Annotated in this window: 10 protein-coding genes; all 10 read left to right on the top strand. The window is 38.1% G+C overall.

Features of this window, described 5'->3' with window-relative positions; translation table 11 throughout:
• The first annotated feature begins 103 nt into the window (after nucleotides 1-103).
• Entirely contained in the window at nucleotides 104-1,090 is a 987-nt protein-coding gene (locus AC33VI_RS13235; protein ID WP_491782738.1) for a DCC1-like thiol-disulfide oxidoreductase family protein, read from the top strand.
• Between the two features lie 10 nt (nucleotides 1,091-1,100).
• A complete protein-coding gene (locus AC33VI_RS13240; protein WP_491782739.1) occupies nucleotides 1,101-2,378 on the top strand; it encodes a glycosyltransferase in 1,278 nt (425 codons plus the stop codon).
• Between the two features lie 65 nt (nucleotides 2,379-2,443).
• Complete coding sequence (locus AC33VI_RS13245; RefSeq protein ID WP_491782740.1) at nucleotides 2,444-3,835, top strand: right-handed parallel beta-helix repeat-containing protein; 1,392 nt, start codon at nucleotides 2,444-2,446, stop codon at nucleotides 3,833-3,835.
• A gap of 38 nt (nucleotides 3,836-3,873) precedes the next feature.
• On the top strand, nucleotides 3,874-5,484 hold the full coding sequence (locus AC33VI_RS13250) for a hypothetical protein (RefSeq protein WP_491782741.1): 1,611 nt from the start codon (nucleotides 3,874-3,876) through the stop codon (nucleotides 5,482-5,484).
• A 397-nt stretch (nucleotides 5,485-5,881) separates the two neighbouring features.
• The gene (locus tag AC33VI_RS13255) at nucleotides 5,882-6,964 is read left to right on the top strand and encodes a DJ-1/PfpI family protein (RefSeq protein WP_491782742.1); all 1,083 of its coding nucleotides are present in this window, start codon (nucleotides 5,882-5,884) and stop codon (nucleotides 6,962-6,964) included.
• 48 nt (nucleotides 6,965-7,012) lie between these two features.
• On the top strand, nucleotides 7,013-7,261 hold the full coding sequence (locus tag AC33VI_RS13260) for a hypothetical protein (RefSeq protein WP_491782743.1): 249 nt from the start codon (nucleotides 7,013-7,015) through the stop codon (nucleotides 7,259-7,261).
• A 308-nt stretch (nucleotides 7,262-7,569) separates the two neighbouring features.
• Nucleotides 7,570-8,064 (top strand): ureidoglycolate lyase, encoded by a 495-nt coding sequence (locus tag AC33VI_RS13265; protein WP_491782744.1) that lies wholly within the window; start codon nucleotides 7,570-7,572, stop codon nucleotides 8,062-8,064.
• A gap of 31 nt (nucleotides 8,065-8,095) precedes the next feature.
• Nucleotides 8,096-9,043 carry an ABC transporter ATP-binding protein gene (locus tag AC33VI_RS13270; protein ID WP_491782745.1) on the top strand — a complete coding sequence of 316 codons (948 nt, stop codon included), beginning with the start codon at nucleotides 8,096-8,098 and terminating at the stop codon, nucleotides 9,041-9,043.
• Between the two features lie 45 nt (nucleotides 9,044-9,088).
• The gene (locus AC33VI_RS13275; RefSeq protein WP_491782746.1) at nucleotides 9,089-10,786 is read left to right on the top strand and encodes a hypothetical protein; all 1,698 of its coding nucleotides are present in this window, start codon (nucleotides 9,089-9,091) and stop codon (nucleotides 10,784-10,786) included.
• A gap of 150 nt (nucleotides 10,787-10,936) precedes the next feature.
• Nucleotides 10,937-12,019, top strand: a 1,083-nt coding sequence (locus tag AC33VI_RS13280; protein WP_491782747.1) for a filamentous hemagglutinin N-terminal domain-containing protein, incomplete at its 3' end; no start/stop codon positions are given.

Consider the following 12,019-nt stretch of genomic DNA (forward strand, 5'->3'; position numbering starts at 1 on the left):
TATAGTCGTTCTAATTAATTTCCGTACTATCTCAGTAATTTGTTCGGGGGATTAGGGATTAGGGGTTAGGGATTAGGGAGCAATAATTAGTACATATTTTCGTATGGTTCTTATTAGGAATGACTATATATCTGGAGAATATTGGTCGCTAAATTTTATTACTGGTTCGGTTTTAGGGCAACAAATTCTGTTTTTAATTGCTATTTGTGCTGCTATGGTTTTATTCATTGGCTATCGTACCAAGGTAGCTACTATTGTTTGTTGGGTAATGCTGCTTTCCTTGCACAATCGCAATCTAAGTTTGGTTAATGGTAGTGAAGATATTATAAGGATAATTGCTTTTTGGGCGATGTTTTTGCCTTTAGGGGCTTATTATTCTAGCGATCGCGCTTTGGATACCAATCATAAACCGTTACCTCACAGAATTATTTCTGGGGGAATGATTGGTTTTATTATTCAAATAGTTATAATTTGCTTGTTCGATCTCGATCAACTTGACTCAACGGCTTTATTGTTAATTTTATTAGCTTTTATTCCTAGTTATATCTGGAATCTTGTATCAAAGAAAACTTGTAGTAAAGCCATTGCAGGATTAATTATTAACTACGATCGCGACTGTGGTTTTTGTAAAAAGATTGTTTGCTTTCTCCATACTTTTTTAATTTTACCTGGGGTAACTATTAGAGAAGCACAGGAAAATCTGAGTATCTGTGCGGATATGGAAAAATATAATTCTTGGGTCATTGAAGACTATCGAGGCGATCGGTATTATAAATGGTATGGCATTGTTTATATTGTGAGTATTTCGCCGATTTTATTCTGGCTCGCACCAATTTTACGCTACAAACCTTTAATGCAATTGGGAAATAATATCTATGAATTTATCGCTAATAATCGTCGTTTGATGGGTAACTTTACTAAGCCTTTCTTATTTCGTCCTCAAAATATTAAACCTTCAATACTTACTAATAGTTTGGCTCAGTTCTGCTTGGCTCTGATTTTATTTAAAAATATCGCAATAGCTTATCCTAATTTACCTCAAGCAGAAACAATTAATTCCTTACTAAGAATTGTCAGATTAGATAGTTAGAAGATTATTTATGAATGAAAAAGAAAGCAAGCAAAATTTAAAAATCGCTTTTGTTGTCGGTAGATTTCCCGTTTTGTCCGAGGCTTTTATCTTAAATCAAATTGCAGGATTGCTTGATCGAGGACATCAGGTAGATATTTATGCCCTAGAAGGCTATTCGGAAGAAACTAAAGTACATCCTATAGTCGAAAAACATAACTTGCTAGAGCGATCGCATTATGTCCCCGATATTCCCGATCGCTTTATTTGGCGATTCTTAAAAGCTTTAAAATTGCTAATAACTCAAGGTTGGAAAAATCCCCTAGCAATTATCAAATCTCTCAACTATTTTCGCTATGGCAAACAGGCTTTATCCCTGCGATTATTCTATAGCGCGATCGCCTTTTTAGACACAATAAAATACGATATCGTTCACTGTCAGTTTGGTATCTATGCTATGCAGGGGAAATACCCTGAAGATGCGGGGGTATTAAAGATTCGTTCTCTAGGTTTGTTGCAGGGTAAACTAATTGTCGGCTTTCGGGGTTGGGATATTAGCTGGTATCTCAAACAACAGGGAGAAAGTGTTTATCAGGAGTTGTTTCCCAATGCAGATTTCTTTGTAACTAATTGCAACTTTTTCCGCGACCGCGCTATTAAAATCGGTTGCCCAGAAAGTAAAATTACCGTAGTAGGATCGGGCATTGACTGTCAAAAATTTCAATTCCAACCCCGCTACTTTCCCCAAGATGGTATCGTACGCCTAGTAACTACAGGGCGTTTGGTAGAAAAAAAGGGGATTGAATACGGTATTCGCGCAGTAGCAAAAGCGATCGAGCAATATCCCGATATAGAATACAACATCATCGGCGATGGTTATCTAAAAGATGGTTTGCAGCAACTGATCGTAGAATTAGATCTCGAAAACCAAGTCAAACTCATGGGTTGGCGACAACAAACAGAAATCATTGAGATCCTTAACAATTCTCATATCTTCCTCGCCCCCTGCGTCACCGCAAAAGATGGCAATCAAGACGCACCAGTCAACACCCTTAAAGAAGCAATGGCAATGGGTTTACCCGTCATCTCTACCTATCATGGTGGCATTCCCGAACTAGTTGGCGATGGTAGATCTGGTTATTTAGTAGCCGAAAGAGATAGCAATGCGATTACTGAAAAGCTGCAATATTTAATCGATAATCCCCATTTATGGCAATCTTTGGGTAAATACGGTCGAGAATTCGTCGAACTCCATTATGACATCGAACCCTTAAACAATTTATTAGTAGATGTTTATCGACAAGCTTAAAATGTTAGAAAATTGCCATGTTAACTATTATTTTTTGTTAGCCTAATCCTAAAACTATTAAGGTCGTGACTAATTCAGAATATATAGAAGCATATTATGTCGATCCAGAAAATGGTAGCGATCGCAATCCTGGGACATTTGATCGCCCTTTTCGTTCGATTCAACAAGGAATTGATGTAGCGGGAGAAAATACTAACGATAGTAATCAAGTATATCTTAAAGGCGGTGTTTATAATCTAGAGCGTCCCCTTGAAATTAATCGTCACAATGGAGATCCCGATGCTTTTTTAACCATTGAGGCTTTACCAGGGGAAAATGTAATTCTCGATGGTAGTCAAATTACTTGGCAATCTAGCTTAATTGATATTAGCAATGTACGGCGAGTTAATATTATTGGGTTGAAAATTCGCAACTCTCCCAGTCATGGAATTGAAGTCGTCAATGGTCAAGACATTAATCTTGTTAATAATACGATTCACCACACTCAAGGAATGGGGATTCGAGTGCGGGGCTATACAGGGCAAAATTTGCAATACGAAGCCGATAGCACTATTCAAAGTTCTGATATCGTTATTGAAGGTAATGGCGTTTATTTTACTAACCTCAGTAACAGTGGTGATAATAAAGGTGTGAATAACTGGGGGGCGGGGATTCAGGCTTGGAATGCTGAAGATATTGTTATTGTAAATAATACCGTTGGTAGCAATTACGGCGAAGGTATTGGTTTGACTTTAGTTGAGGATGGAGTAGTTGCCAATAATGTTGTTTATGATAGCTATAGCGCGCAAATTTATTTAGATAGTGTTACTGAAAGCCTAGTCGAAAATAACTTAGTTTATAGTACGGGCGATCGCCGTTTTGATCGCGATAATTTACCCGCCAATGGTATCGCTTTAGCCAACGAAATTCACAACATTGTCGAACCAGAAAGGTTTTATTTAAACGAAAATTTAATTCAACGCAACATCATAGTGGGTGCAGATTCGGGAGTTATTTATGGCACTTGGGCGGGTACTCATCAGGATGAATTTACTAATAATCCTCAAGGCTTAAAGAATACTACTATTACCCACAACACCGTTTATGATTCCGAATCTTATAGTATTAATTTTTATGCCGATCTTAACAATGAGAATGCAACTATCTCTCATAATATTTTCTACCAAGAATCAGAAGGGGATCTCAGTCAGATCGATCGCCTGACGGGGTTTAATTTTCAACGCAATCTTTGGTTTGGTGGAGAAGCGGGAGACGCTACAAGCACTCGCGATATTACCGCCGATCCTTTGTTTGTAAATCCTGGGGGAAGAACGGCTGAAGATTATCAGCTACAGGCAAATTCACCCGCAATCGACATTATATCGGGAGATCGTAATTATTGGGTAACAGATAATTTGGGGGATTTAGGTGCTTTGGAATACGGGGAAATTTCCTTTGAACCAGGAGATATTGTTTAATTGAGAATTAATAATAAATAATCAACAGTTAATAATCAATGAGTGTTGTTGAAGATACAAAAAATAAGCTCATACAAAGCGATCGATTTACTATCTTTGCTAACTGTTATTGTTTGGCTTTGTGGTTGGAGATGGCAGAAAACTGGGAGAATCCTGGGGCTACTTCGATCGCGTTGCTTTTATTACTGCTGACGACGATCGAGATTAATTTAATTAAATTTTGCGGTTTTGTAGTTTATACAACCGCTTATTTTTTAGTTTTTCATTTCCCCGATGTTGCCAATCACGTTAATCTAATTATTTTTGCTAATTTAGTAATTCTGATTACAGCAGTCTATTATTGGCTGTATCGCGATCGCTTTTCTAACCCCAGTGACTTAAATAGAACTTTAGCTTCTCCTTTGCGGATATCATTGGTTGCGGTTTATTTTTGGGCGGGTTTTCACAAATTAAATACTGATTTTCTCAATCCCTATTTTTCCTGTTCTAATTCCATGTTTCTCGGCATAGTTGAAATGCTGACTTCCACATTATTCGGTATTCCAACGTGGCTAATTTTAGGATTGGTGACTGGTATTTTTGTTAAAAGTATTATTAGTGATGGTGTAATTAATTTTCTTAAAACTAATAGCAAGCAAATCATTATCTATTTAGCTGGCTTAGGAGGATTATTATTAATAGCTACTGCGGGGATATTCTACTTACAACTAACCAATAAAATTTTTCCTTTATTCGTTATAGTCACTTCTATTTTTGTTTTAGCTTGGGAACTAATTGGTGGAGTGGTGATGCTATTTCCAGGTTGGCAAATGGCTATGTTTGCCCTATCTATATTCATGCACTTAGTTTTAGCTCCGATTGGCTTTGTTGATTTTGGCTCTCTAGCTTTTGCTCTCTGGTTGACTTTTATTCCCGATAATTATTATCAATATTTGCAACAAACAATACCTTTACCTATAGTTAAAATAAAAATCAAAACAATTTGGTTATACCTAATAATCAATATAATTAATGGCTTAATTTCTGCACTATTTTATTTAACTAATATTACCTTTAACATCAAAGCAATTTCGGGAATACTATTGATAACTTCCATATTAATCTTTCTGACACCTGTTGTAAAAGAATTAATTTCTCGACCTCAAGAATGGCAAGGAGTAAAAGTTATCGATACCAAGCTTCCTTGGCTAACCTATAGTGCGATCGCAATTATAACTTTCTATGCTGCCACATCCTATCTAGGATTGCGAACGGCGGGAAATTTCTCGATGTTTAGTAACCTCAGAACTGAAGGGGTAACTAGTAATCACTTACTCTTAAGTAGTAATCCTCTAAAGATTTGGAACTACCAAGAAGATACGGTAAAAGTAATCGAAATAGACGACAAAAAAGCAGAGATCGGACATAAATATCGACCCCTAAAAGACCATTATTTACCTGTAGTGGAATTCAAAAAACTAATCTATCAATGGACAAAAGCTGACTACACAGTTCCTCTAGTCTTTGAATATCGCGATCGCCTTTATCAGACTAATAATATTGTCAGCGATCCTACTTGGCAGACTCATAAACGAACTTGGGAAATGAAATTATTTGACTTTCGTATTATTCAACCTGATAATGGTGAACCAAATTATTGTCGTTGGTAGTCAAGTCAATACTCTTTTGTTATTACTATCTTCAAGTTAATCCTAGTAAAAACCAAATATAGCAATTTTTATCAACATTTATAATTTCATAATTTCACCCAAAATTCTGACTAATTTAGGCTAGTTATCTATTTCTGACATAGAACTAATTTTCTATTTTTTCCAAAATGAGAATTGCTGTTATCTGTAGTTTAGACTAATGAAAAAGCGAGAAAAGGAAACAAAAAACTGTCGGTTCGCGATGATTACTAGTTCGCTCTCTCGAACGCTAACTTCTTTCCCTCACAAGTTTCTCAGGGTTATTCTCTAATATAGACTCGAACGACCCAATACCAAAGCAATTTAAATGTATTTAGAGTTGCTCGAAACTTTTAGTAGATTTCAACAGGTAAATAAGATGGTATCTACAGAACGGGACAATTGCAGAAAAGTTGGAATTTTAATCGAAAATCAATTTGAAGATTTTTTATTTCAAGTTCCTTATCAAGCCCTTCAGAAAGCAGGAGCTAAAGTCAGTATAATCGGTTCTCGGATGAACGAAGAATATCACGGCAAACGAGGCAAAGTTATCTGTAAACCAGATTATACTGCTACCGAAATTCGGGCTGATGATTTTGACGGGTTCGTAATTCCTGTCGGCAATATTCGAGCTAATCCTTTTGTCGTCAGTGCAATCGCCTCCGCAATGGCTCAAAAAAAAGCAATCGCTGTTGTCGGTTATGGGATACAGGTTTTAATTGACACCGATTGTTTAAAAGGCAAGAGAGTTACGGGTTTAGAATCGCTACGCAAAGATATCGAAAATGCAGGGGCAGATTATCTCGGCGGACCGGTAATAGCAGATGGGAACTTGATTACCGCCAGGCGACCAAGCGACATTGCTATTATGACTAACTGTCTGATTAGATATCTCGATTTAGAAATTAAAGAAGAAACTCCTGCCGACCATCAGGTTCATACCTTTGATTGGTGGAGAATAGCTGAAGCTTGGGGTGGTTCTAGCAGAAAAGAAATTGTTGACGCTCTTAATACGGCAATTATCGGCGAACGCTATACCTTAGAAGCTTTCAAACAGTACAGCTATCGTGCTAGAGATGAAAAGCTACAGAATCTCCTCAAAGAAATCAGCACCGTTAAACAAAATCACGTTCGACTATTAGAAACTCGTCTTGAAAATGCCTTTGACGAACGAGTTAGTTGGCAAGCAATAGGTAGTGAAGCTTATGGTGCTTTACATGGCTGCTTGCAATCGAGTGATGAACTGTCAATTTTAGGCCGTGCTTTAGGCGATATTCAAACAGGAGTAATTGACACTTACCATCTATGCCAACAATTGACAGATCCGATAACTGTCGCTATTTTTGACGAAATTAAACGAGATTTGTGTCAGTACGAACAAAGATTAGCCGAGTTTTATCGTTCTGTTGCTGGAGATAAAGTACAGCCTCCGATACCTACTACTATTGCTGCGGTTAATTAGAACTCAAACTTAACTGCATTGTAATGTAATTATTACGAGGAATAAATTATGACATTACCAAAGCCACTTCACGGAATTGACCTCATTGATTGCGCTCAAGCTAATGCTAAATCTGGTTTATCTGTTGCCGTACGACAATGTGGCTACGGCAACAATATCAAAGCTTTTCAAAATGAATTGCAAAGAGCCAGTAGTGAGATTGGTATTCACATTGGCAGTTTAAACGAGCTTATTTTAGATGCTCATAAGATCGAGCGAGAAAAAGAATTTGCCCCCGACAGTTTGGGTCGAATTTGATTGTCAATTAACTCTCACTAGTTTTTCAAATAGTTTGCTTAATCTATTCTAGTTTTTGATATCTAATAATCATGGTTGTGGAAAAATTTAAGTACCTAAGCAGAATTAGTTACACATTTGGGAGACGGTGAGACTAGGAGACTAGGAGATATTATCCCGCGAAGACGGGACTAGGAGACGGGGGGATTAGGTGCTACTACCTACTACCTGCTACCTATCCTTCACTAGTCAATTAATTTGGCACGACTATTTATAATATTACTTGGGACATTTTTATTCATAAATTACTACTCCCACAAATCAATCTAATGCCCAAACTAATTACTCGCCAACAAATAAGTGCTATTCCCATTACCGAGTCTAATTTTCAACCTTATGGGCAATTAATTACCGCTTCTATCGATGGGAAAATATTCGATGAAACCGATGCGAGATTAAACCTGAATAATGGTATTCCTCGCTTTTATATTATGCGCCTACACCATCGAGGGAGAGTATTTAATAAAATTACCCGTCATGAATTGTGTACTCAATGTTTGGGTTCTCTCAACGGCAAGGAATGGTTTATGGGAGTATGTCCCCCTTCAACTAAAATCGAACCAGAAATAGAACGCTTGCAGGTATTTCGCATACCAGGAAATTGTTTTATTAAAATGGAGGTTGGAACTTGGCACGCTGGACCTTATTTCGATAGTGAAGTTGTTGATTTTTATAATTTAGAACTTAGCGATACGAACATAAATGACCATTTTACCCACAATTTTTCTACCAAACAAAATTTAGAATTTGAAATCGTAGATTAATTAATTAATCTAATTGCTATAAAAAAAAATTATGAACGATTGGGCGATCGCAACCTATGGTTTGACCAAACGATTTGAAGGACACATTGCCGTTAATGATATCGATTTAAGAATTAAAAGTGGTGAGGTTTTTGGTTTAATTGGCCCCAATGGTGCGGGGAAAACGACTTTAATTAGAATGCTAGCTGCTGCCGAACAACCCACTAAAGGGGAAATTTATATTAATGGCGATCGCTTGTTACAAGATGATTCTAATCCAGTTTTAAAGAAGCGTTTGGGCTATCTCCCCGATGATTTTCCTCTCTATGACGACTTGGTAGTCTGGGATTATCTGGAATATTTTGCTCGCTTGTATAATATTAAACCCTCAATACGCCGTCGCAGGTTGTACGAAGTTTTAGAACTAGTTCAATTAGAAAACAAGCGCAAAAGTGTCATTTCCACCCTCTCAAGAGGCATGAAACAACGGCTCAGTCTAGCCAGAACTATTATTCACGAACCGATTTTACTACTCCTAGACGAACCAGTATCGGGGTTAGATCCCCTCGCCAGGCAGCAATTCCGTCAAATTATTAAAGTTTTACAGGAAGCGGGAATGACGATTCTAATTTCTTCCCATGTTTTGAGCGATTTGGCAGAACTCTGTACCTCAGTGGGCATCATGGAATTAGGCTTTTTAGTCGAAAGTGCTTCTCTCAAAGAACTATATCAACGTCTTGCTCGTCAACAAATTATTATCAGCACTTTGGGTAAGATGGAGATATTGCAGCAAACCCTCAGAAAAAATTCTTTTGTCGATACCTGGGAGGCGATACCCAAAAGCAATCGTCTCAAAGTCAATTTTACGGGAGAAGAATCCGACTGTGCCGACTTGTTGCGATCGCTCGTTCTCGCCGATATTCCCCTGACCGAATTTCACCCTACCCAAGAAGATTTAGAAACCATATTTTTGAAATTAGGACACCAGCAAGCGTCTTAATCGGGGGCAAATATTAATATTTTTCAGTCAATTATCTAAATAATCATGAAACAAAATATTCAAGTGTTTCAAGAATCTAGTTCTTTGTGGGAGAAGTTTCTTAACTTAAATCCCCAACTATTTCGCGAAATTAAAGGCAAACTCAAAACCAGAAATGTAATTATTGCTGCTGCTGTTTCTGTAATTGCTCAATTTTTTACTACTGTTCTTTTTCTGGCAAATTTACCCCAACCAGATCCAGATAAATTATTAAAAGTTCAATATGGACGATATGCCCTGGGCAATAGCAGTAGCAGTTCGGCATATGCTCAAGATATGTTGGGTAACTGGATAATTAACTGGCAGTTGTTATGGCTGGATATCTTCATTACCCTAAGTATAATTAGCATTTTTGCTCTAGCAATTATTGGGACTTATATGCTGGTTGCCGATAGCGTCAAGGAAGAAGAACGAGGTACTTTAAACTTTATTCGTCTTTCCCCTCAGTCGGCAACGACAGTCTTGTTAGGCAAAATTCTTGGAGTGCCAATTTTACTTTACACGGCAATTTTACTCCTATTACCTTTACACTTAGCTTCGGGCTTGGGGGCGCATATTCCCTTAACCATGATTCTGGGGTTCTATGGGATAACAATAGCTGGTTGTGCTTTTTGCTATAGTTTGGCAATGCTGTGGAGTTTGGCTGGTGTCAATTTTTCGGGCTTAAAACCCTGGCTGGCTAGTGGCGCGATTGGATTTATTTTCTTTATCCTTACGGCAGCAACATTCAATAAAAATTTAATTAGTAATGGTACTTGGGATTGGTTGTTACTATTCAATCCTTTGTTGGTTTTAACCAATCTAGTAGAAAAAACATCTTTGCCCCTCAACAAAGTCGATCTTGTTTCTGCGGATAATTTGGGAGAATTACTATTTTACGGACAAGCCTTGTGGACTAAAGCCAGTGTCGGCATGGCTTTTATTTTATTTAATTTTACTGTTTGGACTTATTGGTGTTGGTCGGTATTAAAACGTCGCTTTCATAACCCAACCAATACATTAATTAGTAAAACTCAAAGTTATTGGCTGACTGGTTGGTTTGTTGTCTTTAGTTTGGGCTTCACTCTGCAAAACGATCGCCCTTACTCCATAACGGACAATTTTATTTTCTTGCAAATGTGTCTTTGTCTGTTGGGTTTATTCTTAATCGCAGCTTTAAGCCCCCAACGTCAGGCTTTGTACGATTGGGCGCGCTATCGCCATCAAACCAATGGCAACATACTTTGGAAAGAACTGATCTTTGGGGAAAATAGCCCTTCTGGGGTGGCTGTAGCAATTAATATGGCGATCGCCGTTACCTACATTACCCCTTCTATCTTTTTGATTCTAGATGAAGGCGATCGCTTTTTCTTCTGGGGATTTTTGCTTAGTGCCTCGACACTGGTAATTTATGCTTTAGTGGCACAAATGTTCTTAACTCTAAAAACTCGCAAGCGATCGATTTGGTCGGCAGTTAGTGTTATTAGCCTAATTATCGTTCCTCCTCTCTGTTTGGGTTTTGCCGATATCGATCCCAGCGATCGCGCTTTGCCTTGGCTGTTTAGTTTTCTGCCCACTGTGGCTACGGAATATGCCACTCTATCTACGGTAATGGTGGCAATCTTAGGTCACATGGCGATTATCTCCGCCCTCAGTTTCCGAATGACGCGACAATTAAAACAAGCGGGCAGATCTGAAACGAAAATGTTGGATAGTTCTAAGTAACAAATTAATAGATAGTCAATTTATTAAGGGCGATCGCATAGTGCGATCGCCCTTTTATTTATGGAACTTATAAAAAAAAATTATTAATAACCGTGAAATTCTCTATAATTCACTATTAAATACTTAATATAATTTAATTACCCACTCACTGTGTCCAAACTGTATCTTATCTTCCCTCTTTCTCTATGTACTCTTTGCTTGGCTGATAACAAGATCGCGAACGCGCAGATCGTTCCAGATAATACTGTGGGCAGTCAGGTAAGTGAAAATGGAAATTTAACCGAAATTACGGGAGGAAGCATCAGGGGAAATAATCTGTTTCATAGTTTCCAAGATTTTTCCGTACTGACTGGCAGAGAAGCCCGTTTTGATAACGCTACAGATATTAGTAATATTTTTTCGCGGGTTACAGGAGGTAATATATCCAATATCAATGGCACGATTGGGGCAAACGGTAGTGCCAATTTGTTTTTAATTAACCCCGCAGGAATTATTTTTGGGGAAAATGCGCGGTTAGATATTGGCGGTTCGTTTTTAGGTAGTACTAGTAATAGTATTTTATTCCCCGATGGAGTGGAATTTGCTGCTGACGATTTGCAAGCAAACCCTGTATTAACAGTCAATGCCCCCATTGGTTTGGGTTTTCGAGATAATGCTGGAGAGATTGTGAATAATTCTCTAGCTGATGACGGTAGGGGTTTATCAGTAAGTTCGGGTAACAGCCTCAGTTTGCTTGGGGGAAATGTCACTTTTAATGGCGGTAGAGTAACCGCCCCCGCAGGAACAATTAATTTAGGTGGTTTGTCCGCAGCAGGAGAAATTGCTATTGATAGGGAAAGTAATTTTAGTTTTGCCGAAGGAATAGCAAGATCTGACGTATCATTTGCCGATGGGGCGACAGTCGATGTAACGGCGGGTGGAGGTGGCTTAATTGCCGTCAATGCCAATAATTTAGAGTTAACAGGAGCAAGTTTATTCCTAGCCAATATCGGTGAAGATTTGGGTGCTGAAAACGCCGTAGCGGGGACAATCGAACTAAATACAATTAATATCTCTGCTGATGGTGCGTCGTTAATTCAAGCAGATAATTTAGGTACGGGAAGGGCAGGTGCGATCGACATTAATACTGATACTCTCAACTTTACTAATGGTTCGGCAATTACTGCTACTACTTTCGGGCAAGGAGATGCGGGAAATATTAATGTTACCGCCAGAGATATTACCATCGACCAA

The organism is Waterburya sp. (genome assembly GCF_058530065.1).

Coding starts and splice junctions, on each gene's coding strand:
- AC33VI_RS13235 (WP_491782738.1), top strand. CDS start 104: ATGGTTCTTATTAGGAATGACTATATATCTGGAGAATATTGGTCGCTA.
- AC33VI_RS13240 (WP_491782739.1), top strand. CDS start 1,101: ATGAATGAAAAAGAAAGCAAGCAAAATTTAAAAATCGCTTTTGTTGTC.
- AC33VI_RS13250 (WP_491782741.1), top strand. CDS start 3,874: ATGAGTGTTGTTGAAGATACAAAAAATAAGCTCATACAAAGCGATCGA.
- AC33VI_RS13255 (WP_491782742.1), top strand. CDS start 5,882: ATGGTATCTACAGAACGGGACAATTGCAGAAAAGTTGGAATTTTAATC.
- AC33VI_RS13260 (WP_491782743.1), top strand. CDS start 7,013: ATGACATTACCAAAGCCACTTCACGGAATTGACCTCATTGATTGCGCT.
- AC33VI_RS13265 (WP_491782744.1), top strand. CDS start 7,570: ATGCCCAAACTAATTACTCGCCAACAAATAAGTGCTATTCCCATTACC.
- AC33VI_RS13270 (WP_491782745.1), top strand. CDS start 8,096: ATGAACGATTGGGCGATCGCAACCTATGGTTTGACCAAACGATTTGAA.
- AC33VI_RS13275 (WP_491782746.1), top strand. CDS start 9,089: ATGAAACAAAATATTCAAGTGTTTCAAGAATCTAGTTCTTTGTGGGAG.